This window comes from Aeromonas sp. 604282 (assembly GCF_049170575.1).
Classification (GTDB): Bacteria; Pseudomonadota; Gammaproteobacteria; order Enterobacterales; family Aeromonadaceae; genus Aeromonas; species Aeromonas veronii_A.
The window spans coordinates 36,743-61,153 of record NZ_JAAKMV010000011.1; the positions used below are offsets into that span (position 1 = coordinate 36,743).

Genomic DNA, 24,411 nt, shown 5'->3' on the forward strand with positions numbered 1-24,411 from the left:
TGCGTGAGTTGCTGCGGGGAGCGGCTGGCGTACAAGAGCTGACCCTCTGCCTGCACCATCAAAAACCCCCTCGTATCAGGAGGGGGTTGCAGAGGTTATTGCCGGATTAACCCTGAGGTTCAGGGTGCCAGCACCAGCTTGTAGACGCCAAAGCCGGGGTGTTTGGCATCGGTGGGCGGCAGGGTCTCTACATAGTTCAGCTTGCCGCCGGTCAGGGCTTGCGCTTCGCTGCGTGGCGAGCTGTAGATGCGCAGATCCAGATTGGCGGGCAGGGGGGCCAGCTGCCAGTTGTTGTCTGCCGGGGGCTCGAAACCGGCCGGATTCTTCTCTGCCAGATCCTTGAGGTATTCGGAGAGCACTTCGCGGGTTTCGAACTGATCTTCATGGACGATCACCTTGGCGTTGATGCCCGGGAAGTTGCCACCACCGCTGGCGCGGTAGTTGTTGGTCACCACGTAGAACATCTGGGTCGGGTCGATTGCCTTGCCCTGATAGGTGAGGTTGGTGATGCGGTAGCTGTCGCTCACCTTGTTGCCATCCACATCGTAACGGGCAGGTTTGGTCACATCGACCTGATAGTTCACTCCGTCGATCACGTCGAAGTTGTAGGTGCGGTACTTCTCGTTCACCAGCCACTGGGTAGCGGTGCTGGCGGCATCGATCTTGTTGAACTGGACGGCGCTCTTCTCCAGCCACTCCTGTACGGTCGCGCCATTGATGGCGACCACCTGCAGGGTGTTGGGGTAGACATAGAGGTCGGCCACGTTGCGCAGGGAGATATCGCCAGCCGGTACATAGGTGAAGTCGGTCGGACCGTTGCGACCGCCACGGAATGGCGCGGCGGCGGAGAGGATGGGCCATTTCTCCTTGAGCTGACCATCCTGTTGCAGCTTCTTGGCGTGCCACAGCTGGGCGTCGCTGACGATCTGGATGGAGGGGTCATCCTGTACCAGCGCGAAGAAGCTGTGGATTGGCTTGGTGATCTTGCTGAGGGGCTCGTCCAGCCACTGGTTGGCCTGCTCGTGCTCGGCAATGACCTGATCGACTACCGCCTGATCTTCGGTGCTGCTGGCGCTGCTGTCGATTTTGCGCAGCTGGGACTGGCTGGAGGCCACTTCCCAGCGACCCTCTTTCCAGGTCATGTGCAGGTCGATGATGCCGAGGTGGTTACCCCAGACACCCGGCATCACGGTCGGTACCCCCGCCAGGGTGCCTTTCTCGTTGTCCACGTCGGTCATGTTGGGGTAGTCACCCGGGAAGGTGCGGTGGGCGTGACCCAGCAGCAGGGCATCGACCCCTTTTACCTTGGCCAGCGGCAGGGCGGCGTTCTCCATCATGGGTTCGCGCGGGTCACCTATGATGCCGGTGTGGGCCACGACCACGACGATGTCAGCGCCCTTGGCGCGGATTTCGGGTACATAGTGCTCGGCGGTCTCGACCATATCGGCCACCACCACCTTGCCTTCCAGATTGCGCTTGTCCCACTGGGTGATCTGGGGGGGTGTCAGCCCCAGCACACCGACCTTGATGGTCTGGGTATTGCCGTTGGCATCCTTCACCTGACGATCCAGCACCACATAGGGTTTGAACTTCTGCTTGCTCCAGTCGATGGTGCCCTTGCCATCACGGCTGAAGGCATCGGCCTGGAAGACGTTGGCGTTGATGTAGGGGTAGTTGGCCCCTTTCAGGGTCTCTGAGAGGAAGTCGAGACCGAAGTTGAATTCGTGGTTGCCCAGGTTGCCGACATCATAGCTCATGGTGTTGAGCGCCTTGATGGCGGGATGGGTCTGCTTGCTCAGCCACTGCTGTTTGACCTGCTGGTCGTGGATATAGTCGGCCAGCGGGGTGCCCTGGATCAGGTCGCCGTTGTCGATCAGTAAGTTGTTGGCGTTCTCTTCGCGGGCCTTGCGGATCAGCACTGCGGTGCGGGCAAAGCCCAGCGAGGCATCCGGCTTGTTCTGGTAGTAGTCGTAGCTCAGCAGGTTGGAGTGGATATCAGAGGTTTCGATCAGCCGCAGGGTGAGGTCACCGGGGGCCTGGGCATCGTTCTGGTTGCAGCCTGACAGCAAAAAGATAACTGCCACCGCGCTCAGTTTGAGGGTGGTTTTCATTGTTGAATTCTCTTGTTATGGGTATGCCAGCGTGGTGCATTCTATCGATAGCAAAAGAATCCGATTGTGAGCCGGCTGGCAATTCGGGTTAATTGTCTTCCTGTTAATAGAGTTATGGCTCTGATTTTCATCTCTTTTTTCTCTTCCTTCAGGGCCACCACCCTCGCTGCTTTTCCGCAGTGAGTCACTTGGTAGTCACCGCCGTGCGGTCGGGGCAAGCGGCGCGGCCTGCTGCTCCTGCGAGGCTGTAATGGTTGGTTACAGATCTCCATTCGACTGATAGATGACCTTTCCCTTAAATTCAGCGGCGATTGATTGCATCTAAAAATTCAAAGCGACAGCAAGGAATAAAACCTCATGAAAATGCACAACAAAGCGCTGCTGGCCATCGCCTGCGCTGTAGCCCTGTCTGCCTGTGACAGCGAAAAAGCTGCCAACAGCATCGCCAAGCGGGTGCCGCTGGCCCTGCCTGAGGCGGGTCTTTACCAAGCGAATCTGATGAGCCGCGACGGCGACAAGGCGACGCCGCGCATGATCAAGGATCTGGATGGTCTGGCGCTGGTCTACCCGAAGGGTGAAACCGTGCAGCATTGGGGTGTCTGGGTGGATCATCAGGTGGGCAATGTCGAGACCAACAGCCAGTGGCTGGGTCAGGCTGACCAGAAAGCCGACAAAGACGGGATCTACCCGGTGCAGTTGATCCGCAACAGCGAGCGACTCGGCACCAGCACGGCGCTCAGCTCGGTGACCAACGACCACAACCTCATCACCTTCCAGGATCAGCAGGTCATCGATCTGCAGGGCAAGGAGATCAAGCGCTGGGTTTTTGATTTCACCCGGACTGGCACCAAGTTCTCCGACAACTCCCCCATCTATTCCGGTTTCAGCGGTCATGTGGCTGTGACGGCCCTGACCACCAAAGCGGTGACCACGGCCAGCTGGGGTGCCACGGACAGCGATGGCTTCAGCAGCGACATGGTGGGCAAGGTGGATACCACCAACAACGGCGGCAAGTTGACGGTAGCGATCGAGTTCCCGGCGGCAGGTTGTACGCTGGTGGGCGAGGGGAGTGCCACTGCCGGGTTGAGCAAGCTGACCATGACCGGGTTTGGCAAGTGCAACTTCAAGCAATCCGCTGCCGCCACGCCGATCGAAAACCTCTGGAATGCCGCTCTGGCCCGGGCGATGGATAACCGCGTCGCCTATGTCACCACCTATACCGCGGATGCCAAAAAAGAGGCGCTGGTCATCGGCTTCCCCGACACCAATGGCCTGCTGATCACCGCTGACAAGCGATAAGCAGCCCAACGGCAGGGGCGGGCAAACGCGCCTGAAACAACAAGGGAGCCAGTGGCTCCCTTGTTGTTTTCAACGCACGGTTTACAGCAGGAACAGGGTTGCCAGCCCGAGGAAGATAAAGAAGCCGCCGGTATCGGTGATGGCGGTGATCATCACGCTGGCCCCCACCGCCGGGTCGCGGCCGAGGCGGGTCATTGTCATGGGGATAATCACCCCCATCAGAGCGGCCACCAGCAGGTTGAGCATCATGGCGAGCGTCATCACGGCGCCGAGCGCCGCATCCTGATAGAGCAGATAGGTGGCAATGCCCATGGTGCCGCCCCACACCAGCCCGTTGATAAAGGCGACGCCGAGTTCCCGCAGCAGCAGGAAGGAGAGGTTGCCCGCCTGAATGTGCTGCAGCGCCAGCGCCCGCACTATCATGGTGATGGTCTGGTTGCCGGTGTTGCCGCCGATCCCGGCGACGATGGGCATCAGCGCCGCCAGCGCCACCAACTGGGAGATGGTGTGCTCGAACAGGCCGATCACCCGCGAGGCGACAAAGGCGGTGCAGAGGTTGATGGCGAGCCAGGCCCAGCGGGTCTTGACCGCCTTGGAGACCGGGGCGAACACATCTTCATCCTCGCTGATACCCCCCATCCGGCGCAGGTCGGTGTCACTCTCCTCATAGACCAGATCTACTACTTCTTCGACGGTGAGGCGGCCCATCAGCTTGCCCTTGCCATCCACCACGGCGGCGGAGAGCAGGTCATCCCGCTCGAAGGTGCGGGCCGCCGCTTCGTCGTTATCCTCCGGATCGAAGGTGACCGGATCTCGCTCCATCACATCGCTCACCAGAGTGGCGGGTTTGTGCAGCAGGACAGTGGTGAGCGGCAGCTCCCCCAGCAGATGGTTGCGCCGGTCGATGACGAACAGCTTGTCGGTGTTGGCGGGGATCTTGCCGCGCAGGCGCAGATAGCGCTGCACCGTGGCCAGACTCACCTCGGGTCTGATGGTGATGATCTCGAAGTCCATCATGGCGCCGACGGTGTGCTTGCCGTAGCGGATCACCTCCCGCACCCGATCCCGCTCGGCGGGGGCCATATAGGTGAGCAGCCGCCCCATCAGGTTGCGGGGCAGGTACTGGCCCAGATAGATCTGGTCGTCGATATCCAGGGTGCGCAGAGCGTGCAGCAGCTCCTTGTCGCTCATCCCGCTGATGAGGCTGTCCCACACCGTCTCCGACGCTTCGACCAGGATCTGGCCGCGCTTCTCCTCCTCCACCAGCGCCCACAGGGCATGACGCTCATCGGGCGGCAGCGACTCCAGCGCATCGGCGACGTCGGCGGCAGGCAGCCCGTTGACCAGTGTGGTGAGTTCGCTGGTCTGATCGCGTTGCTCGGCATCCTGCACCACCTGCGGATCGAGCAGGCTGTCGGTGAGGGCATCATCGCGCAGCAGCAGGGTGAGAATGCGGGATCTGTCATCCGCGCGCTGCCGGGCGCTGTTCTTGATGGGAAGAGACATGGGATGAATTCCTGAGATGGTAGCCAAGGGCTCAATGCCCATAGGATACCAGACTTAAAACAACAGGTTATGACCGTGATAGGGGAAGAGGGAGGTAAAAGTGAGGCCACCTGCTGGTGGCCTCATGGTGATTTGCCGAGGATCCCTCAGGCGAGGGCTTGCTGAACCTGCGGTGCCTCGCCAAACCAGGCGAGCCGGTCGGCAAGGGTCACCACGGATCCCACCATGATCAGCGCCGGGCTTTCGACCCCCACCGCCAGCGCGGGTAGCTCATCGAGAGTGCCGCGAATGACCCGCTGGCAGGGCTGGGTGCCGCGCTCGATCAGCGCCACCGGGGTGTTGCCCGCCTTGCCGTGGGCCAGCAGCTGCTCGCGGATGGTGGCGCAGGATGAGAGCCCCATGTAGAACACCAGCGTCTGTTTGTCTTTGGCCAGCAGTGACCAGTCGAGATCCCGGGCGCCCCCCTTGCCGTGAGCGGTGACGAAGCGCACGCTCTGGGCGTGGTCGCGATGGGTCAGCGGAATGCCGGCGTAGGCGGCGCAGCCGCTGGCCGCGGTGATCCCCGGTACCACCTGAAAACCGATGCCGCTACCGACCAGCGTCTCCAGCTCCTCGCCGCCACGGCCGAAGATAAAGGGGTCGCCCCCCTTCAGCCGCACCACCCGTTGCCCCTTCTGCGCCTCCTCCAGCAAGAGCTGGTTGATCCCCTCCTGCGGCACGCAGTGGTTGCCCGCCTGCTTGCCGACGAAGATGCGCTTGGCGTCGCGGCGCACCAGCGCCATCACCTCGTCGGAGACCAATCGGTCATAGACCACCACGTCGGCTTGCTGCATCTGGCGCAGGGCGTGCAGGGTGAGCAGACCCGGATCGCCGGGGCCGGCCCCCACCAGCACCACTTCGCCAGCACTCTGGCTTTCGTCGGCAAACAGGTTGTCGGCCAGCTGGTTGGCAGAGGCGTGATCGCCCCGCGCCAGCGCCTGACCGAGTCGGTCTGCCCCGAGTAGCCGCTCCCAGAAGCGGCGCCGCTCGCCCATGCTGGCGAAGCGGGCCTTGACCCGCTCCCGCAGGCTGCCGGCAAAGGTCGCCACGGCACCCAGATGTTGCGGCAGCAGGGCTTCCAGTTTTTCCCGCAGCAGCCGGGCCAGCACAGGCGCCTTGCCGCCGGAGGAGATGGCCACCATCAGCGGCGAGCGGTCGATGATCGACGGCATGATGAAGCTGGAGCGCTTCGGGTCATCCACCACGTTGGCAAAGATCCGCGCCCGGTTGGCGCTTTGGTAAACCAGCGCATTCACCTCGCGCCGATCGGTAGCGGCCACCACCAGCCACTTGCCCGCCAGTTGTTCCGGCACAAATTCACCGGCCAGCCACTCGATGCTGCCGTTGGCAGCCAGTTCCGCCAGCTCGGGGTCGAGCTCGGGCGCGACCACGGTGAGCTGGGCACCGGCATCCAGCAGCAGGCGCGCCTTGCGCTCCGCTACCTCGCCGCCGCCGACCAGCAGCACGGGTTTGTTGTCGAGTCGGCAAAAGATGGGCAAGTAGTCCATGGGGCCTCCGGATCAGGCGGTTCGGGTCTGGTTGGCGGTGCTGGTGGTCTCGTGTACCGCGACCGGGCGCTCTGCTTTCGGGGTTGCATACCAGTAGCCGAGGCCCATAAAGAGAACGCCGGAGACGGTGTTGCCCAGGGTTACCCACAGCAGGTTGTGGCCGATGCCGCCCAGGGTGTAGGCCTCGGAGTGGGCGCCAAACCAGGAGAGGGCGAACAGGGTCATGTTGGCGATGGAGTGCTCGTAGCCGGAGGCGATAAAGGCCAGCAGGCACCACCAGATGGCGATGAAGCGGGCGGCCCCTTCGGTGCGCAGCGCCATCCAGATGGCGAGGCAGACCAGCCAGTTGCAGAGGATCCCCTTCATAAACAGGGTCAGGGCCGGGGCCTGAGTCTTGGCCAGCGCCACCTTGTGGGCCAGACTGCCCGCGTCCGGCAGCAGACTGCCGCCGTAGGAGTAGATGAGCGCCACCACGACGGAGCCAATCAGGTTGCCCGCCCAGGTCTGCGGCAGGATACGCAGCAGGTCGGCCATGGTGATTTTGCCCGTCTTCACCCCGAAGGTGAGGAACATGGTGTGGCCGGTAAACAGCTCGGAGCCGGCGATGATCACCAGCGTCAGGGCGATACCGAAGGTGGCCCCCATCACCAGCGGCCGGATGGCGGGATCCACCAGATTGCCGAGGGTGAAGATAAGGATGATGCCGAGGCCCACATAGGCCCCCGCCATGGCGGAGCTGAGCCAGAAGCCGAGCTTGTCGCTGCGCTCGAAGCGGTTGATGCGGGCCGCGTTGGCGGCGCACTTGTTGATGGTTTCCGTGTACATCTAGTGAGTCCTTGAAAGGGCTGCCCTCTGGCAGCCCGAAAGAGAGTGAATTTGGCTTTAGACGGCAACCCAGACCTGCTGGTCGCGTACTTCAACGGGGTAGCTTTGAACCGACATCGCAGGGTTGTCGAAACAGTGGCCATCGCTCAGGCGAAAGCGCTGCTTCTTGAGCGGGCTGGCGACCCAGAGCTCGCCGTCGTGTTCGCAGATCAGGCCCCGCGACAGCACGTTGGCGGCGAAGAAGGGATCCCGGTTGTCGATGGCGAACACCTCGGCGGCCGCGCTCGGGCGGAACAGGGCGATCTGGCGACCTTCAATGAGTGCGCAGACACCGGTTCCCGGCAGGATGTCGTTGAGTTGGCAGGCAAGTTTCATCATTTGGTCTCCACCTCGATCTGGTAGACGGGGATGCGCTCGGCCGGGGTCGCCGGTCGGTGCTGGTCGCGCTCGGCGACGAACTGAACGTCCGGATCGCGCTTGTCGCTGTTGATGAAGTGGCTGAAGCGCTTGAGCGCCTCCTCTTCATTGAGGGTGCGCGACCATTCGCACTCGTAGCTGTTGATGAGAGTCTGGATATCGCGCTCCAGCGTCTCGGCCAGCCCCAGCTTGTCATCGACGATCACTTCGCGCAGGTAGTCGACACCCCCTTCCAGATTGCCGAGCCAGACCGAGGTGCGCTGCAGTTTGTCGGCGCTGGTGACGTAGAACATCATAAAGCGGTCGATCAGCTTGATGAGGGTCTCGCGGTCGAGGTCAGACGCCAGCAGATCGGCGTGGCGCGGCTTCATGCCGCCGTTGCCCCCCACATAGAGGTTCCAGCCCGCGTCGGTGGCGATGATGCCGACATCCTTACCTTGGGCTTCCGCACATTCGCGGGTACAGCCGGAGACGCCGAACTTCATCTTGTGCGGGGTGCGAATCCCCTTGTAGCGGTTCTCGAGGAAGACCCCGAGGCCGACGCTGTCCTGCACGCCGAAGCGGCACCAGGTGCTGCCGACGCAGGTTTTGGCCATGCGCAGTGCCTTGGCGTAGGCCTGACCTGTCTCGAATCCGGCTGCCAGCAGCTTGCGCCAGATGGCCGGCAGATCATCCTTCTGGGCCCCGAACAGGCCGATGCGCTGGGCGCCGGTGATCTTGGTGTAGAGCTTGTAGTCGCGGGCCACTTCGGCCACCGCCAGCAGCCCTTCCGGGGTCACTTCGCCACCGGCCATGCGCGGGATGACTGAGTAGCTGCCGTCCTTTTGCATGTTGCCGAGGAAGATGTCGTTGGTGTCCTGCAGCGGGATGTTGCGCGGGCTCAGCACATGCTCGTTCCAGCAGGAGGCGAGGATGGAGCCGACGGTCGGTTTGCACACCTCGCAGCCATAGCCCTGACCGTGCTTGGCCAGCAGTTCGTCGAAGCTCTTGATCCCCTCCACCTTGACCAGATGGAACAGCTCCTGACGGGAGTGGGGGAAGTGGGCGCAGAGGTGGTTGTTGACCTCGATGCCTTGCTTCACCAGTTCGGCGTTGAGCACCTGACTGATGAGCGGCACGCAGCCGCCGCAGCCGGTACCGGCCTTGGTGTGCTGCTTGATGGCGGCAAGGGTGGTGTGACCCTCGGCCACCGCCTTGGCGATGTCGCCCTTGGAGACGTCGAAGCAGGAGCAGATCTGGGCGCTCTCCGGCAGGGCATCCACCCCCAGTGTCGGCTTGGCACCGGCGTAGGCGGGCAGGATCAGGGTGTCCGGGTGGCTCGGCAGCGGCAGGGCGTTGAGCATCATCTGCAGCAGGTTGCCGTAATCTTCCACGTCACCCACCAGCACGGCGCCGAGCAATCGGCTGTTGTCTTCGCTCACCACGATCTTCTTGTAGACGCCAGCCTGGTCGTCCTGAAACACATAGCTGTGGCTGCCCGGGGTGCGACCATGGGCATCACCGATGGAGCCGACGGAGACGCCGAGCAGTTTCAGCTTGGCGCTCATGTCCGCCCCCTCGAAGCGGCTATCGCCGCCGAGCAGATGGTCGACGGTGATCTGGGCCATCTTGTAGCCCGGTGCCACCAGCCCGAAGAAGCGGCCCTGCCAGGCGGCGCACTCGCCGATGGCATAGATGTCGGGGTCTGAGGTGAGGCAGTGATCGTCGATGACGATGCCGCCGCGCTCGGCGATGGCGAGATCACCGTAACGGCCCAGGGTATCTTGCGGGCGAATGCCGGTGGAGAAGACCACCACGTCCACTTCCAGCTGGCTGCCGTCGGCAAAGGCGAGGCGGTGTTTCGCCTGTTCGCCGCCATGCATCAGGATCTCGCTGGTGCTCTTGCTGGTGTGTACCTGCACGCCCATGGATTCAATCTTGCGGCGCAGCAGCTGGCCGCCCTGACCGTCGAGCTGCTCGGCCATCAGTACCGGAGCAAATTCCACCACGTGGGTCTCTAGACCCAGTGCCTTGAGGGCACCGGCGGCTTCCAGGCCAAGCAGGCCGCCACCGATCACCACCCCGCTCTTGCCGCTCCTGGCGGTGCTGCGGATGGCTTTCAGATCCTCGATGGTGCGATAGACGAAGCACTCGTGGTGCTGACTGCCCGCAATGGGCGGTACCCAGGGGTAGGAGCCGGTGGCCAGCACCAGCTTGTCGTACCCGACCACAGTGCCCTTGTTGGAGTGCACTTCGCGGTTGGCCCTGTCGATTTTTTTCACCGCTTCGCCGAGCAGCAGGCGGATGCCGTGCTTGTCGTAGAAGCCGGGTTTGACGAGGGAGAGATCTTCGCTGGTGTGATGGGAGAAGTAGGAGGAGAGATGGACGCGATCGTAGGCGGGACGGGGTTCTGCACCGAAGACGGTGATCTCGTAGCGGCCCGGGTCGGCCCGCTCGATCAACTCTTCAATGAAGCGGTGCCCCACCATGCCGTTGCCCACAACGACCAGTCTGACTTTGCTCATGATTGCCTCTAGTTTGGAGTAATAAAACATCATTCTGGGGCTAGGCTACCCAGTCAGTCGGGGCGGGCAATTGATGCAAATCAAGTGTCTATTTATATATCTCGTCAGGGGTAATTCGATAAAATTCAAAGATATACAAAATTAGGTATACCAGTTGATGATTTCTGGTGTGGCTCGGGGTGAGGGGTGGCTGAGAGCAAGAGCGCTTTAGCAAAAGCCGGGGAGTGAAAACTTCTGGCGGAAAAGGCCGGTCTCGCGCTGGGCGAGACCGGCATCAATGGGTATCAGCCGAGCAAGGCGGCGCGTCAGGCGATATGGCGGCGGAACATGGCGAGCGCCAGCGACAGGGTGACGCCGGCGATGGCGAGCAGTGGCCAGAGCAGGGGCCAAGCGGCCGACCAGTCGAACCCCTTGAGGAAGACCCCCTTGAGCAGCACGATGAAGTGGGTGAGGGGGTCGATGGCCGCCAGCCACTGGAACACCTGCGGCATGTTCTCTACCGGCGAGATGTAGCCCGAGAGGATCACCGCCGGTACGGTGAAGGAGAAGACCCCGAGAAACGCCTGCTGCTGGGTCGAGCAGAACGACGAGATGAAGAGCCCGATCCCGGCCAGCGCCAGCCCGTAGCAGACCATGCCCGCCATCAGCAGGCTGAGGCTGCCGGCAAAGGGGAGGTGAAAGACAAAACGGGCGGCCAGCGCGACTATGCACCCTTGTCCCACCGCCACCATGATGCCGGGCACCGCCTTGCCCGCCATGATCCAGCCCGCGGTGAGGGGGGAGACCAGCAGCTGATCGAAGGTGCCCTCCTCCCGCTCCCGTGCGACCGAGAGGGCGGTGACAATCAGGCAACCGGTGGTGGTGATGATGGCCACCAGCGCCGGCAGGATATGCCAGTGGAACTCGACGTTGGGATTGTAGAGGTTGCGTACCGCCAGCTCGGGTTGCCCCTTGCCCTCACTTTGCCAGCGGGCGATCACCTGACTGATGTAGCCCGCCGCCACCTGACCACCGTTGGAGCGGCGGCCGTCGATGATCAGCTGTACCTTGGCCGGTTCGCCGCGCGCCAGCCGGCGCGAGAAATCCCCCGGAATAATCAGCCCGAGCAGTGCCTGTTGCCCGGTGATGGCCTCGGTCATGCCCGCCTCGCCTTGCACCGGGATGATGGTGGTAAAGGCGGGCATATGGGTGAGGCGCTCCAGCAGCTCGCGGCTCTGGGCGCCGCCATCCTGGTTGTAGATGGCCAGCGTGTTGCCGGTTACCTCCAGAGTGGCGGCGAACGGGAAGAGGGCGGTTTGCAGCAGCACCGGCATGATGAGCAGAAAGCGCCCCTGGGTATTGCCCATCAGGGCCTGCAGCTCTTTTCGGATCAGCCACCAGAGTCGGATCAGCATGGGTTACTCCAGAGTGCGCCGCGTCTTGCGGGCGGTCAGGACCAGCCAGAAACCGGCCAGCAGCAGCAGACAGAAACCGTTGACCAGCAGGATCGAGAAGACGCTGCCCGCCTGATAGAGGGTCTGCAAGGAGCTTGCGAAGTAACGGGCCGGAATGAGGTGGGTGATGGCCCGCAGCAGCGGCGGCATGCTGGCGATCTCGAACACGAAGCCCGACAGCATCACCGCGGGCAGAAAGGCGGCGATCAGCGCCGCCTGCGCGGCGTTGAACTGGCTGCGCATCACGGTGGAGAGGAACAGCCCGAGCCCGAGGGCGCTGCCGAGAAAGACGCTGGTGACCAGAAAGAGCAGCAGCAGGGAGCCGCGCCACGGCACGCCCATTACCGCCACCGAGAAGAGCAGGCAGAGCAGCATGGCGATGATGCCGAGGCCATAGTAGGGCAGTAGCTTGGAGAGCAGCAGCTCCCCCTTGGTGACCGGGGTGGCGAGCAGCGCCTCCATGGTGCCGCGCTCCCACTCCCGCGCCACCACCAGCGAGGTGAGCAGGGCACCAATGATGGTCATCACCACCGCAATGGAGCCCGGCACCAAAAAGTTGCGGCTCACCAGTGCCGGGTTGAACCAGGCGCGGCTCTCTATCGACACCGGCATGGCAACCCCTTCGCCCGCGAGCCACCCCTGCCAGATCCCCTGCACATAGTTGGTGACGAAGTTGGCGGTGTTGGGCTCGGAGCCATCGGTCAGCAGCAGCGCCTGCGGCGTGCCATTGCCCTGACCGGCCATGGCGCGGGAGAAGCCGTCATCGATCACCAGCAGGCCGCGGATCTCGCCACGGGCCAGACTGGCGAGCAGGGACTCCTTGCTCGGGCCGCTGTGGATCTCCAGCGCGGTTGAGCCGCGCAGGGCCTGCTCCAGCCGCACCGCCGGAGCGCCGCTGTCGGTACGCCAGATGCCGAGGCGCAGATGGTCCACATCGAGATTGATGGCGTAACCCATCACCACCAGCAGCACCACCGGCATGATGAAGGCGATGAGGATGCTGCTCGGGTCACGGACGATTTGCAGCGTCTCCTTGCGGCAGAGGGCCAGCAGTCGCCGACGGTTGATGCTCATGCTTCCTCCTCGCTGGCCCGCTCGACCAGGGTGATAAAGGCCTCTTCCATTGTTGGCAAAGAACAGGTCGGCAAGGAGCCGGTTGGCAAAGAGGTCGCCGCCTCTTTGGCAGCCAGCCCCTTGAGATCGTCCGGGGTGCCGAGCGCCAGCAGCTTGCCGCGATAGATGAGGGCGATGCGGTCGCAATACTCCGCCTCATCCATAAAGTGGGTGGTGACCAGCACGGTGACGCCGTGGTCGGCCAGCGCGTTGATGTGCGACCAGAACTCGCGCCGGGTTACCGGGTCGACCCCGGAGGTGGGCTCGTCGAGAAACAGCAGCGGCGGCTCGTGCAGCAGAGCGCAGGCCAGCGATAAGCGCTGGCGCAGACCGAGCGGCAGGGATTCCGCCTTCTGATCGAGCCAGGGGGTGAGGGCAAAGGCAGCCACCATGGCGTCGATCCTCGTCTGCTGGTGGCGGCCGAACAGGCCGTAGATACCGGCGAAGAAGGAGAGGTTCTGCGCCACGGTGAGCTGCTTGTAGAGGGAGAACTTCTGCGCCATGTAGCCGAGACGCTGGCGCGCCGCCGAGGGGCTGTGAGCCAGATCGATGCCGGTCACCAGCGCCTGCCCCTCGCTCGGACGCAGCAGGCCGCACTCCATCTTGAAGGTGGTGGACTTGCCCGCCCCGTTGGGGCCGAGCAGGCCGAAGATCTCGCCGCGGCGCACCGCAAAGCTGACATCATCGGTGGCGGCAAAATCGCCGAAGCGCTTGGTGAGGTGGCGCGCCTCGATCACCGCCTCGGGGGAGACTCCCTGCGGCAGTTCGGCTTCCCGCATCCCGGCTGCCAGACTTGACTCCCCGCCGGGGCCGCCGCCGAGCAGGTCGAAAAAGGCATCCTCCAGCCGGGGCTGGGCCGGTTGAAAGGCGCCGTTGGCCAGTTGCAGCTCCGCCAGCGGCGGGGGCGTCATGCCCGGGTGCAGCAGCAGGCGAACCCGCTCCCCCGCCACCGCGCCATCCATCACCGCCGGGTGAGCCAGTGCCCGGCGCAGCAGGGCGCGCCGCTCGCGGCCATCCAGTTGCCCCGCCTCCAGCAGCCAGCAGCGGCTGGCCATGGCTCCCATCAGATCGGCCGGGGTGCCGCTGGTGCGCACCTCGCCATCCGCCATCAGCAGCACGTGGTCGCACAGCTCCGCCTCATCGAGATAGGCGGTACTCCAGAGCACCGTCATCCCTCCCTTGGCCAGCTCGCGCACCATCTGCCAGAGGGCGCGGCGGGAGATGGGATCGACCCCGACCCCCGGTTCGTCCAGCAGCAGCACATCCGGGGTGCCGAGCAGGGCGCAGGCCAACCCGAGCTTCTGTTTCATCCCGCCAGAGAGCTTGCCCGCCGGTCGTGCGGTGAAGCGGGCAAGATCGGTGAAGGCGAGCAGCCGCGCAAAGGTGGGCGTGCGTTCGGGCTCCAGTATGCCGCGCAAGTCAGCGTAGAGGGTGAGGTTCTCCAGCACGCTGAGATCCTCGTAGAGGCCGAACTGCTGGGGCATGTAGCCAAGGCGCTGGCGCAGCAGATCTCCCTCGCTCACCGGATCCAGCCCCAGCACCCGGATGGTGCCCGCTTCCGGGATCAGCAGACCGGCCAGCAGGCGCAGCAAAGTGCTCTTGCCCGCGCCGTCGGGGCCCACCAGCCCGGTGATGCCGCCAGCCGGAATGGTGGCCGAGATGGTGTTGAGGGCGACCCGCTCGCCAAAGCGTTTGGTGAGCCCCTCAAGGGAGATTGCGCAGCTCATGGCGCCAGCCTGACAGTGACCGGCATCCCCTGTCGCAGGGCCGGGTCGGGATCCTGCACCACGATGCGCAGTCGGTAGACGAGGTGAGTGCGCAAGTCAGGCGTCTCCACCGATTTCGGGGTGAACTCGGCGGTCGGCGAGACAAATCCCACCACCCCGTGATAGGGCTTGTCCGGCCGCGAGTCGGTGGTGAGGGTCACTTTGGCTCCGCTCGGGAAGTGGCCGAGCCAGGGCTCTTCCACATAGGCGCGCACCCAGACTGGCGCAGTCAGGGAGAGGTTGAAGGCGGTCGCTCCGCTCTGCACCATGCTGCCGTTCTCGATGGCGCGGCTGATGATGATGCCATCGCTGGGGGCGGTCAGGCTGGCATCTGCCAGCGCCAGTTCGGCACTGGCGAGCGCCGCTTTGGCCCCTTCCAGCTGGGCATCGGACTGGGCGATTTCCTCCGGGCGGTAGCCGGTTTCGAGCTGGGCGAGCTGTTCGCGTGCGGAGCGTACCTGCGCCCGGGTCTGATCCCGCTGGGAGCGGGCGGTATCGAGCTGACCGCGGGAGATGGCGCCGGTGGCGGCCAATGCGCTCTGGCGGCGCCACTGCTGGTCGGCTTCCAGTGCAGCGGCTTCGGCGGCGGCCAGTGCGGCCCGGGCGCGGTCGGTCTCTTCGCTGCGATAGCCTTTGTGGATCAAGGCGTTGGCGGCAGTGAGCGCAGCCAGATTGGCGCGGGCGCTGTCGCGGCTGTGGGTGAGGGGAACCGGATCGAGGCGGGCCAGCAGTTGACCGGCTTTTACCCTATCCCCCTCATCAACCAGCACCTGATCGACGCGGCCGCCGACCCGAAAGGCCAGATTGACGTCGCGAATATCGACGTTGCCGTAGAGGATGGATCCGTCAGCCGGGCGCCCCTGCCACCAGAGGTAGCCACCGATAACGGTTAGCAGCAGGGCTACGATTGCAATGCGTTGCTTCATACCGCTTCTCCTTGAGGATGGCTCTGCAACCAGAGGTAACCACTGAGAACCGCCAGCAGCAGAGCTACCATCGCGATGCGTTGTTTCATGCCGCTTCTCCTTCTTTCATGTCGGTGGGGCGCAGGCCGCGCAGGGCCCATACCAGCCGCTGTCTGGCGGCCTCGGGGTTGTCTATCTGGCTGAGAAAGGGGGCGGCCTGTTCGGGCAGCCAGCCGAGCTGACGACCGCTGCCGGCGATCACCAGCGGCAGGCCGACCGACCCCATGATGAAGATCATCAGCTGGAGCGGGTGACCCGCGACCAGCGACCCTTCTACCTGTGCCATCCGTACCTGCTCGATCAGCAGCAGGGGATGACGGCGCGGCAGGCTGAGCAGAAAGCGCTGGGCCGCCCCTTCGCCCGCCAGCGCATCGCCAAACAGGTGGTTGATAAAGCCGCGCTGGCGCGCCACCAGCCCGATCAGCGCCTCCATGGTGGCCTCGAACATGGCGATGGCAGAGGGGTAGGAGCCTTTGGCTGCCACCGCCTTGAGCTCGTCATAGAGGGGGGCGTACCAGAGCTCGACCAGCTCGTCGATAAAGGCATCGCGGTTGCCGAAGTGGTAGACGAAGGAGCCGAGGTTCACCTCGGCCGCCGCCGCCAGCTCGCGCACCGTCAGGCCGCGCAGCCCCTTCTCGGTGGCGATGGCGAGGCCGGTATCGAGCAGTTTCTGCCGGGTTGGATTCATCTTTCTGGTTCCTGCTGCACAGATTTTGATCTGATTTATACGTATGTATAAATCAGCCACCGAGAATAGGAAAGATCTTTTTTTGAGCAGATTTCAGCGGGGATGAAAAACGGCGGGCGTTCGCAAGGAGAGGTTTGGAAACGGTTTTGGATTGAACGGGTTGCCGTAGGTGTGGGCGCTGGTGGCGAGATGAAGGAGGCGATTGAGAAATAAAAACGCCTCCGCGAAGGGAGGCGTTTTTCATCGTGATGGCTGGGCGAGCTTACAGAATAAAGCGGCTCAGATCCTCATCCTCGACAAGCGCACCGAGGTGGGCGTTGACGTAGTCGGTGTCGATGACAAAGGTCTCGCCGGACTTCTCGGAGGCGTCGTAGGAGATATCTTCCATCAGGCGCTCCATCACGGTGTGCAGACGACGGGCACCGATATTCTCGGTACGCTCGTTGACCTGCCAGGCCGCTTCGGCCAGACGGCGGATGCCATCCTTGGTGAACTCGATGTTGACCCCTTCGGTGGCCATCAGCGCCTTGTACTGATCGGTCAGCGAGGCGTTAGGTTCGGTCAGGATGCGCTCGAAGTCATCTGTGGTGAGTGCGGTCAGCTCGACCCGGATCGGCAGACGGCCCTGCAGCTCGGGGATGAGGTCGGACGGCTTGGCGATCTGGAAGGCGCCGGAGGCGACAAACAGGATGTGGTCGGTCTTGACCATGCCGTGCTTGGTGTTGACGGTGCAACCTTCAACCAGCGGCAGCAGGTCGCGCTGAACCCCTTCACGGGAGACATCCGGGCCCGAGCTCTCGCCACGCTTGCAGATCTTGTCGATCTCGTCGAGGAAGACGATGCCGTTGTTCTCGACCGCGGCGATCGCTTTCTGCTTCAGCTCTTCCGGATTGACCAGACGGGCAGCTTCCTCTTCGATCAGTGCCTTCATGGCCTCTTTGACCTTGATCTTGCGCTTCTTCTTCTGGTTCTGACCCAGGTTCTGGAACAGTCCCTGCAGCTGGTTGGCCATCTCTTCCATGCCCGGCGGGGTCATGATTTCGACGCCCATCGGGGAGGCGGAGAGCTCCAGCTCGATCTCCTTGTCATCCAGCTGACCTTCACGCAGTTTCTTGCGGAAGATCTGGCGGGTGTTGGAGTTGTCGGCTTTCTCTTCCTCACCCCAGGTGTTGCGCGGGTTGGGCAGCAGGGCGTCGAGGATGCGCTCTTCGGCGGCTTCCTCGGCGCGGTATTTCATCTTCTCCATCTCGGTTTCGCGCACCAGCTTGATGGCGGCATCGGTCAGATCGCGGATGATGCTGTCCACTTCCTTGCCGACATAGCCCACTTCGGTGAACTTGGTCGCTTCCACCTTGATGAAGGGGGCGTTGGCCAGCTTGGCCAGACGACGGGCGATCTCGGTCTTGCCGACACCGGTCGGACCGATCATCAGGATGTTTTTCGGGGTCACTTCATGGCGCATCTCTTCGTTGAGCTGCATCCGGCGCCAGCGGTTGCGCAGGGCAACGGCCACCGCGCGCTTGGCATCGGCCTGACCAATGATGTGACGATCCAGTTCGTGGACGATTTCTCTCGGGGTCATCTCGGACATGATGGTGTTCCTGTATCCGGGGCGGGCAGTGCCCACCCCTTGGGAAATTGGGTTGGCTGGCGCCTTATTTGGCGGCGTAGTCCAGCACTTCGATGGTGTGGTTGCCGTTGGTGAAGACGCAGATGTCGCCCGCAATCTTGAGGGACTTCTCGACAATGGTCCTGGCATCCAGCTCGGTATTTTCCAGCAGGGCGATGGCGGCGGACTGGGCAAAGTTGCCGCCGCTGCCGATGGCGATGAGATCGTGCTCCGGCTGCACCACGTCACCGTTGCCGGTGATGATGAAGGATTTGTGTTCGTCGGCCACGGCCAGCAGCGCTTCGAGGCGGCGCAGGGCGCGATCGGTGCGCCAATCTTTGGCCAGCGCCACGGCGGCGCGCTCCAGATTACCCTGATGGGCCTGCAGTTTTGCTTCGAAACGCTCGAGCAGGGTGAAGGCGTCGGCAGTACCGCCAGCAAAACCTGCCAGCACCTTGCCGTTATAGAGACGATGAACCTTGCGGGCGTTGCCCTTCATGACGGTGTTGCCAAGAGAGACCTGGCCATCGCCACCGATGACGACCTGACCGTTGCGGCGAACTGAAACTATGGTAGTCACTTTACTTACCTCGCTTGAGCCGAATAACGGCCTGACTGTGCATGGCAAGAAAGATGGGGATGGCAAACGGGCTTTTCAACCCTGCCTTTGGTCGGGATAAACGGGGTAGCAAACAGGGTGGGTGCGAGTGGCACCAAAAGAACAGGGCCGGGTGTTGCCACCCGGCCTTGCGTCATCGGTATGCGGATTACCCTTTCTTGGGAATGCAGCCGCTGATGCCGGAGCTCTGCAGCTTGCCGTTGGCCGCGTCGGCGGCCGCCTTGCCGTTGAAGGGGCCCACCATCACCTTGTAGACGGTGCCGTTGGCCGTGTTGACCACCTGCAGGCTGGAAGAGAGACCGGCGGTGAAGGCGATACGTGCCTTGAGCGACTCTGCGGAATCCTGCGAGCGCAGAGCCGCGCACTGCATCATATAGCGACTGCTGTCGGCGGCTGCGGTCTGGGCTGGTGGGGTAGCCGCTTTGGCCTTGGCTGCTTCGGCCCGCTCCCGCTCCAGCTCGGCACGGATCTCCCGCTCCATCCGTTCCCGTTCGGCCTGGCGATCGATCACCTGTTTCCGAGCGCTGGCAACGGGCGCACCGTTGTCAGGCGTTGTCGCCGGATTGGTCTGATAGGGTTTAGACTGGCCGATGGGCGTCCCCGGTTGGGGAATGTCGGTCGGTACCGGTTGCGGCAGCTTTTCCGGCTGCAGTGTCAGAGTATCGGCGGGGGGCGGTGGCAGCACGCCCGGCTGGGGCGGTGGCTCGATAACATCGACCTGCTTGTTCTCAAGCCGTTCGATGTAGCTCCACTTCTCCTGTGGCAACCCGTTGTTCTGTGGTTTTGGCTTGTTGGCCTTTACCTGCTCTTCGATGGTGGGGGCGTCGCTGCCCTTGCCATTGATCATGTAAAGGAAGCCACCAAAGCCTGCCAGCAGTGCCACGACCAGCAGCACTGGAATAACAGGAAAGCGGCGAGGGGCCGCTTTCTTGCTGTTTCGACCACCCGCCCGACGTCGCGGGCGGCTGCCGACATAATCCCGGGTTGCCATCTATTACATGCGCTCCAGGGTATGGATGCCCAGTACGCCGAGGCCCAGTTTCAGCACCTTTGCGGTGGCGGCGCACAGCAGCAGACGGCTCTGACGGGTTGCTTCGTCCACGCCATCCTTGTTGATCGGGCAGGCTTCATAGAAGGTCATGAAGTTGCCGGACAACTCGTACAGGTAGGTACAGAGCAGGTGCGGCATGCCTTTGTCGGCCACACCGTTGACCGCGTCGGAGAACTGGATCAGCTTCTGGGCCAGCACCTCTTCCGCTTCCTCGTGCAGGGTCACATTGCCGGTCAGGGTAGCTGCATCGACGCCAGCCTTGCGGAAGATGGACTGGATACGGGTGTAGGCATACTGCAGGTAAGGGGCGGTGTTGCCTTCAAACGACAACATCAGATCCCAGTCGAAGATGTAGTCGGTAGTGCGGTTCTTGGAGAGATCCGCATACTTGACCGCGCCCATGGCGATGGCGTTGACCACCTGGGCTTTCTCTTCGGCAGAGAGGTCGCTGTTGCGGCTCTCCAGCAGCGCAGCGGCGCGCTCTTCCGCTTCGTTCAGCAGATCAACCAGCTTGACGGTACCACCGGAGCGGGTCTTGTAGGGACGACCATCCTTGCCCAGCATCATGCCGAAGGCGTGGTGCTCGAGCGGCACGGATTCCGGCACATAGCCCGCTTTGCGGGTGATGGTCCAGGCCTGCATCAGGTGCTGGTGCTGACGGGAGTCGATGAAGTACATGACTCGGTCGGCGCCCAGCGTCTCATAACGGTATTTGGCACAGGCGATGTCGGTGGTGGTGTAGAGGAAACCGCCATCGCTCTTCTGGATGATGACGCCCATGGCCTCGCCATCCTTGTTCTTGAACTCGTCCAGGAAGACCACGGTAGCGCCTTCGCTCTCGACCGCCAGCCCCTTGGCTTTCAGGTCGGCAACGATCTCGGGCAGCATGTCGTTGTACATGGACTCGCCCATGATGTCCTTGTTGGTCAGGGAGACATTCAGGCGGTCGTAGTTGATCTGGTTCTGTTCCATGGTCATGTCTACCAGCTTCTTCCACATGGTACGGCAGTACTCATCGCCGCCCTGCAGCTTGACCACGTAGTTACGGGCACGCTCGGCGAAGGCTTCGTCTTCGTCGTAGCAACGCTTGGCCTGGGTGTAGAAGGCTTCCAGATCCTTGAGCGCCATGTCGCTGGCGTGCTCGTTGGACATTTTCTCCAGATAGGCGATCAGCATGCCGAACTGGGTGCCCCAGTCGCCGATGTGGTTGGCACGGATCACTTTGTGGCCGAGGAATTCCAGCGCGCGCGCAGCCACGTCACCGAGTACGGTGGAGCGGATGTGGTGCACCGCCATCTCTTTGGCCACGTTGGGGGCGGAGTAGTCCACCACCACGGTCTGCGGGGTCGGCAACTTCACGTTGGCGTTGGCAGAGGTCACCATGGCCTCGACCTGACCGGCCAGCCAGCGCTGGTCGAAGAAGAAGTTGATGAAGCCGGGACCGGCGATCTCGACCTTGGCGATCAGGTCGGAGGCAGGCAGGTGCTCGATGATGGCCGCTGCCAGCTCACGGGGATTCTTGCGGGCCGGTTTGGCCAGCAGCATGGCCAGGTTGGTAGCCAGGTCGCCGTGAGCTTTTTCCTTGCATCGGTCTACTTGCACGCGGGCTTCCAGGTCTGCCGGCAGGACGCCTGCTGACTTGAGATTGGTTACCGTTTGTTCAAGTAGATGATGAATATGCTCTTTCATAACTGACCACCAAGGTTGCGCGTCGAAAAATGACTGATATATAAGGGCGTGAATTTTACCCGCATCGGCCCGAGAAAACTATAGGGATGACCCGCCGCTCGCTGTCGGACGGATATTTCACTGCGTTTGGCGCCATATTCCAGAATATTGGGCGGAAATTACGGTGCTTATCCATTTCTACTGCATATCGAAGCGGCTTGTCCAGGCTATTTTCCCCTGATTGTTAAGGGTTTTTCCTTTCCCGATGACGGGAATGATCTCCTCCCTCTGGCCCGGCGTATCAACAGAGGTTCCCAACCGAGGAGTTTGCGATGCGACTGGCGCTGTTTCCCCTATCTGCCCACCTGCTGCCCGGCGGTGTCATGCCGCTGCGGATCTTCGAACCGAGATACCAGCGGATGATCGCCGAGGCGGGGGAGTCCGGCTTTGCCCTCTGCATGGTGGACCCTCGCCAGCCCGACGCCCTGCGCAACATGCTGCCCATCGCCACCCGGGTCACCATCATCGATTTCGACCGGCTGCCGGACGGCATGCTGGGGATCACGGTGCAGGGGGTGGAGCGGGTGCAGATAGAGGATCTGTGGCAGGAGCAGGATGGCCTGCGTATCGGCGAGGTGACGCCGCTGACGGCCTGGCCGCCCCGCCGGCTCCATCCTGATCAGCAACCACTGGTTGATGCGCTGCGGGAGGTGTTTGCCGATTATCCCGACTATGCCGCCCTCTATCCCGCGCCCCGCTGGGATGATGGCAACTGGGTGGCCCAGCGCTGGCTGGAGGTGCTGCCTATCCCCCCTGAACAGAAACAACTGCTGCTGGCCGCCGCCGACAATCAGCCCGCCATCGCCCTGCTCAAGGGGGTGCTGGTGGCCAGCCACTGATTTTTTCCTGACCCGCTGATCCGCCACTGCCGCAGCGCCGTATAAGTCATCACCACAGCATGTTCGACAGCACACCAAAGGGATGGCGCAATGGCATATACTGGCCAACCACACTCGACCATACGCAGGACCTCGCCCGTGATGGATAACCCGGATGGCGACCTCAAATCTCTGCTGATCAGGGTGGCTGAGCAGGCCGACAAGGCTGCTTTTGCCCGCCTGTTCAAACACTTTGCGCCGCGCATTCGCAGCTATGGCCTGCGCCACCTCGGCAACGAGGCCAACGCCATGGAGCTGGTGCAGGAGACCATGCTGCTGGTGTGGCAGAAAGCGCGCCTCTATCACCCCGAGAAGGGGGCGCCGACCACCTGGATCTACACAGTGATGCGCAACCAGTGCTTCGATCTGCTGCGCCGACGCCGTGCCAGCAAGGAGGATCTCTGCGCCGAGGAGCTGTGGCCGGTGCTGGAGTTTCAAGCCGAAGAGGAGCATCTGAGCGGAGGCGAGGATGCCGTGCTGACCCGCCAGATGGCCCACTATCTGGGCACCCTGCCGGAGCCGCAACAGCAGGTGGTGCGTGGCATCTATCTGCAGGAGTTCTCCCAGCAGGAGCTGGCGGAGCGCCTTGGCGTGCCGCTCGGTACTATCAAGTCCCGCCTCAGACTGGCGCTACAGAAACTGAAAGAGCAAGTGGAGCAAGGCCATGATTAAAGCCCATCCAACCGACCCTATGCTGCGCGCCTTCGCCGCCGACGAGCTCCCTCTGCCGCTGGCAGTCGGGCTATCCGCCCACTGCGAACTCTGCCCCGAGTGTGCTGCCCGACTGAAGACATTCGAAGAGGAGCTGGCGCAGCAATATCTTGCCTCGCCAGCAGAGCCCGAGCTGGCCTCCCGCGATGACGTGGCGCTGGACGCAGGGTTTGATGCCATGCTGGCGGATATTCTGGCCCAGCCGCTGGCAGAGCCCCTCTCCGAGCCAACACATGACCAACCCCGAGCACAGCCCGGCGAGCTGGAGGTGGCCGGTCAGGCCTACCGTTTGCCACGGGTGCTGGCCCGCTACCGTTCGCCCAAGTGGCGCCATATCGGGGTCATTCGTCAGCAGAGTCTGCCGCTGGACGAGATGGGGGCGCGCGCCAGCCTGCTCCATATCGAAGCGGGCGGTCGCATCCCCGAGCACACCCATCAGGGCTATGAGCTGACTTTGCTGCTGGCTGGCAACATTCAGGATGGCGATACTCTTTACAAGGCGGGAGATTTCATCTGGCGCGATGCCAGCCACTCTCACAGCCCGCATACGCCGGACGGTTGCCTCTGCTACACGGTGCAGGATGCGCCGGTGCAGTTCACCAAGGGGTTGTCGCGGCTGCTGAATGGCATCAGCCAGCACCTCTACTGAGCACTATGACGCCATAGAAAAAGGGACCAGATTGGTCCCTTTTTTCATTTGATTGCTGGTTGCCGGTCAGGCGACAAACACCAGATAGACGGCGAATGCCACGATAAAGCGGTAGATGGCGAACGGGATAAAGTCGATGCGGCGGATCAATGTCAGGAAGGTCTTGATCGCAAACATCGCTACCACGAAGGCGGTGATAAAGCCCACTGCAAACATCGGGAAGTCGGCCATCGAGAGGAAATCGCGGCTCTTGTAGAGATCAAGCCCGCTGGCCGCCACCATCATGGGCACCGCCATGATGAAGGAGAACTCGGCGGCTGCGTGACGACTGATCCCCATCAGCATGCCACCACTGATGGTGGCGCCGGAGCGGGAGAAGCCGGGCCACAGGGCCAGACACTGGAACAGACCGATGCCGAACGCCTGCTTGTAGCTGATGTCATCCAGGGTTTCTGCTGTGACGGCCGGGCGGAACTTCTCGGCGATGATCAGCAGGATGCCCCCCGCGACCAGCGCGTACATGACGGTCTGCGGACCAAACAGGTTGGCCTTGATCCAGCTGTGGATGGCCAGACCGACCACGATGGCGGGCATCATGCCGAGGATGACGTGGATCAGCGACAGGGTGGCGTGATCCCGGGACTGCTTCTGGCCGAAGTGGATGCCAATCAGGCCAAACAGGCGGCGCCAGAAGACGGCGACCACGGCGAGGATGGAGCCAAGCTGGATCACCACTTCGAAAGTGGCAGCTTTGGGCCCTTCAAAGCCCAGCAGATGGCCGACGATAATCATGTGGCCGGTGGAGGAGACGGGGAGGAACTCGGTCAGCCCCTCGACGACGCCCAGAATAAAGGCGACCAGCAGGCTATAGGTGTCAGTCATCGAACAAACAATCCTTAACTTCGTTGATGTAAAAACGCCCCGGGAGGGTCTCGGGGCGGCTTATCTTGCTCGAATGTTGCTGGCGCTGCTACGGAAAAATTGTGAAACCT

Annotated in this window: 20 protein-coding genes; 4 read left to right on the forward strand and 16 right to left on the reverse strand. The window is 62.7% G+C overall.

The genetic code is table 11. The features are described 5' to 3' along the window. Positions 1 to 119: 119 nt before the first annotated feature. Complete coding sequence (locus tag G5367_RS13680; RefSeq protein WP_421244449.1) at positions 120 to 2,111, reverse strand: bifunctional 2',3'-cyclic-nucleotide 2'-phosphodiesterase/3'-nucleotidase; 1,992 nt, start codon at positions 2,109 to 2,111, stop codon at positions 120 to 122. Between the two features lie 357 nt (positions 2,112 to 2,468). On the opposite strand from G5367_RS13680, the gene G5367_RS13685 reads away from it, so the two are divergent. Beyond that, positions 2,469 to 3,410 carry a hypothetical protein gene (locus G5367_RS13685; RefSeq protein ID WP_421244450.1) on the forward strand — a complete coding sequence of 314 codons (942 nt, stop codon included), beginning with the start codon at positions 2,469 to 2,471 and terminating at the stop codon, positions 3,408 to 3,410. Between the two features lie 81 nt (positions 3,411 to 3,491). Here the strand turns inward: G5367_RS13685 and mgtE are convergent, their stop codons facing one another. The 14 genes from mgtE to argS all read right to left on the reverse strand — a co-directional run bounded on the left by mgtE (position 3,492) and on the right by argS (position 21,142). Beyond that, positions 3,492 to 4,916, reverse strand: coding sequence for a magnesium transporter (gene mgtE, locus G5367_RS13690; protein WP_157161738.1), 1,425 nt, complete (start codon positions 4,914 to 4,916; stop codon positions 3,492 to 3,494). A gap of 146 nt (positions 4,917 to 5,062) precedes the next feature. After that, positions 5,063 to 6,463: a siroheme synthase CysG gene (gene cysG, locus G5367_RS13695; RefSeq protein ID WP_421244451.1), complete on the reverse strand. Its 1,401-nt coding sequence runs from the start codon at positions 6,461 to 6,463 to the stop codon at positions 5,063 to 5,065. 12 nt (positions 6,464 to 6,475) lie between these two features. Next, positions 6,476 to 7,288, reverse strand: a complete 813-nt coding sequence (nirC, locus tag G5367_RS13700; protein ID WP_158114104.1) for a nitrite transporter NirC — start codon at positions 7,286 to 7,288, stop codon at positions 6,476 to 6,478. Between the two features lie 57 nt (positions 7,289 to 7,345). Continuing rightward, the gene (nirD, locus tag G5367_RS13705; protein WP_041202829.1) at positions 7,346 to 7,663 is read right to left on the reverse strand and encodes a nitrite reductase small subunit NirD; all 318 of its coding nucleotides are present in this window, start codon (positions 7,661 to 7,663) and stop codon (positions 7,346 to 7,348) included. Further along, the gene (gene nirB / locus G5367_RS13710) at positions 7,663 to 10,209 is read right to left on the reverse strand and encodes a nitrite reductase large subunit NirB (RefSeq protein ID WP_421244452.1); all 2,547 of its coding nucleotides are present in this window, start codon (positions 10,207 to 10,209) and stop codon (positions 7,663 to 7,665) included. Before nirB ends, nirD begins: the two co-directional genes overlap by 1 nt. 305 nt (positions 10,210 to 10,514) lie before the next feature. Further along, complete coding sequence (locus G5367_RS13715; RefSeq protein ID WP_005355575.1) at positions 10,515 to 11,603, reverse strand: ABC transporter permease; 1,089 nt, start codon at positions 11,601 to 11,603, stop codon at positions 10,515 to 10,517. 3 nt (positions 11,604 to 11,606) lie between these two features. Continuing rightward, positions 11,607 to 12,716, reverse strand: coding sequence for an ABC transporter permease (locus tag G5367_RS13720; RefSeq protein ID WP_421244453.1), 1,110 nt, complete (start codon positions 12,714 to 12,716; stop codon positions 11,607 to 11,609). Further along, positions 12,713 to 14,482: an ATP-binding cassette domain-containing protein gene (locus tag G5367_RS13725; protein WP_421244454.1), complete on the reverse strand. Its 1,770-nt coding sequence runs from the start codon at positions 14,480 to 14,482 to the stop codon at positions 12,713 to 12,715. The genes G5367_RS13720 and G5367_RS13725 overlap by 4 nt, the downstream gene beginning before the upstream one ends. Further along, the gene (gene hlyD, locus G5367_RS13730; RefSeq protein ID WP_421213217.1) at positions 14,479 to 15,447 is read right to left on the reverse strand and encodes a secretion protein HlyD; all 969 of its coding nucleotides are present in this window, start codon (positions 15,445 to 15,447) and stop codon (positions 14,479 to 14,481) included. Before hlyD ends, G5367_RS13725 begins: the two co-directional genes overlap by 4 nt. Positions 15,448 to 15,532: 85 nt before the next feature. Then, on the reverse strand, positions 15,533 to 16,174 hold the full coding sequence (locus G5367_RS13735; RefSeq protein WP_421244455.1) for a TetR/AcrR family transcriptional regulator: 642 nt from the start codon (positions 16,172 to 16,174) through the stop codon (positions 15,533 to 15,535). Between the two features lie 262 nt (positions 16,175 to 16,436). Next, a complete protein-coding gene (gene hslU / locus G5367_RS13740; RefSeq protein ID WP_005340773.1) occupies positions 16,437 to 17,765 on the reverse strand; it encodes an HslU--HslV peptidase ATPase subunit in 1,329 nt (442 codons plus the stop codon). 64 nt (positions 17,766 to 17,829) lie between these two features. Then, the gene (hslV, locus tag G5367_RS13745; RefSeq protein WP_005342555.1) at positions 17,830 to 18,363 is read right to left on the reverse strand and encodes an ATP-dependent protease subunit HslV; all 534 of its coding nucleotides are present in this window, start codon (positions 18,361 to 18,363) and stop codon (positions 17,830 to 17,832) included. Between the two features lie 187 nt (positions 18,364 to 18,550). Next, a complete protein-coding gene (locus G5367_RS13750; protein ID WP_421244456.1) occupies positions 18,551 to 19,393 on the reverse strand; it encodes an SPOR domain-containing protein in 843 nt (280 codons plus the stop codon). Positions 19,394 to 19,396: 3 nt separating this feature from the next. Next, the gene (gene argS, locus G5367_RS13755) at positions 19,397 to 21,142 is read right to left on the reverse strand and encodes an arginine--tRNA ligase (RefSeq protein ID WP_421244457.1); all 1,746 of its coding nucleotides are present in this window, start codon (positions 21,140 to 21,142) and stop codon (positions 19,397 to 19,399) included. A 311-nt stretch (positions 21,143 to 21,453) separates the two neighbouring features. Between argS and G5367_RS13760 the strand changes: the two genes are divergently transcribed. From G5367_RS13760 to G5367_RS13770, 3 genes are all read left to right on the forward strand, one after another. Then, complete coding sequence (locus tag G5367_RS13760) at positions 21,454 to 22,020, forward strand: LON peptidase substrate-binding domain-containing protein (protein WP_263085137.1); 567 nt, start codon at positions 21,454 to 21,456, stop codon at positions 22,018 to 22,020. A 141-nt stretch (positions 22,021 to 22,161) separates the two neighbouring features. Beyond that, positions 22,162 to 22,731 (forward strand): sigma-70 family RNA polymerase sigma factor, encoded by a 570-nt coding sequence (locus G5367_RS13765; protein ID WP_421244488.1) that lies wholly within the window; start codon positions 22,162 to 22,164, stop codon positions 22,729 to 22,731. Then, positions 22,724 to 23,419, forward strand: coding sequence for a ChrR family anti-sigma-E factor (locus tag G5367_RS13770; protein WP_337073690.1), 696 nt, complete (start codon positions 22,724 to 22,726; stop codon positions 23,417 to 23,419). The genes G5367_RS13765 and G5367_RS13770 overlap by 8 nt, the downstream gene beginning before the upstream one ends. A gap of 66 nt (positions 23,420 to 23,485) precedes the next feature. Here G5367_RS13770 and bacA read toward each other — a convergent pair whose 3' ends face one another. After that, positions 23,486 to 24,301 (reverse strand): undecaprenyl-diphosphate phosphatase, encoded by an 816-nt coding sequence (bacA, locus tag G5367_RS13775; protein WP_421244458.1) that lies wholly within the window; start codon positions 24,299 to 24,301, stop codon positions 23,486 to 23,488. Positions 24,302 to 24,411: the final 110 nt, after the last annotated feature.

Bases quoted from the DNA above. Each gene is read 5' to 3' on its own strand.
- mgtE (WP_157161738.1), bottom strand. From the start codon at position 4,916: ATGTCTCTTCCCATCAAGAACAGCGCCCGGCAGCGCGCGGATGACAGA.
- G5367_RS13770 (WP_337073690.1), top strand. From the start codon at position 22,724: ATGATTAAAGCCCATCCAACCGACCCTATGCTGCGCGCCTTCGCCGCC.
- G5367_RS13715 (WP_005355575.1), bottom strand. From the start codon at position 11,603: ATGCTGATCCGACTCTGGTGGCTGATCCGAAAAGAGCTGCAGGCCCTG.
- cysG (WP_421244451.1), bottom strand. From the start codon at position 6,463: ATGGACTACTTGCCCATCTTTTGCCGACTCGACAACAAACCCGTGCTG.
- G5367_RS13685 (WP_421244450.1), top strand. From the start codon at position 2,469: ATGAAAATGCACAACAAAGCGCTGCTGGCCATCGCCTGCGCTGTAGCC.
- G5367_RS13720 (WP_421244453.1), bottom strand. From the start codon at position 12,716: ATGAGCATCAACCGTCGGCGACTGCTGGCCCTCTGCCGCAAGGAGACG.
- hslU (WP_005340773.1), bottom strand. From the start codon at position 17,765: ATGTCCGAGATGACCCCGAGAGAAATCGTCCACGAACTGGATCGTCAC.
- bacA (WP_421244458.1), bottom strand. From the start codon at position 24,301: ATGACTGACACCTATAGCCTGCTGGTCGCCTTTATTCTGGGCGTCGTC.
- G5367_RS13725 (WP_421244454.1), bottom strand. From the start codon at position 14,482: ATGAGCTGCGCAATCTCCCTTGAGGGGCTCACCAAACGCTTTGGCGAG.
- nirC (WP_158114104.1), bottom strand. From the start codon at position 7,288: ATGTACACGGAAACCATCAACAAGTGCGCCGCCAACGCGGCCCGCATC.
- G5367_RS13765 (WP_421244488.1), top strand. From the start codon at position 22,162: ATGGATAACCCGGATGGCGACCTCAAATCTCTGCTGATCAGGGTGGCT.
- G5367_RS13735 (WP_421244455.1), bottom strand. From the start codon at position 16,174: ATGAATCCAACCCGGCAGAAACTGCTCGATACCGGCCTCGCCATCGCC.
- G5367_RS13760 (WP_263085137.1), top strand. From the start codon at position 21,454: ATGCGACTGGCGCTGTTTCCCCTATCTGCCCACCTGCTGCCCGGCGGT.
- nirB (WP_421244452.1), bottom strand. From the start codon at position 10,209: ATGAGCAAAGTCAGACTGGTCGTTGTGGGCAACGGCATGGTGGGGCAC.
- hlyD (WP_421213217.1), bottom strand. From the start codon at position 15,447: ATGAAGCAACGCATTGCAATCGTAGCCCTGCTGCTAACCGTTATCGGT.
- G5367_RS13680 (WP_421244449.1), bottom strand. From the start codon at position 2,111: ATGAAAACCACCCTCAAACTGAGCGCGGTGGCAGTTATCTTTTTGCTG.
- G5367_RS13750 (WP_421244456.1), bottom strand. From the start codon at position 19,393: ATGGCAACCCGGGATTATGTCGGCAGCCGCCCGCGACGTCGGGCGGGT.
- nirD (WP_041202829.1), bottom strand. From the start codon at position 7,663: ATGAAACTTGCCTGCCAACTCAACGACATCCTGCCGGGAACCGGTGTC.
- argS (WP_421244457.1), bottom strand. From the start codon at position 21,142: ATGAAAGAGCATATTCATCATCTACTTGAACAAACGGTAACCAATCTC.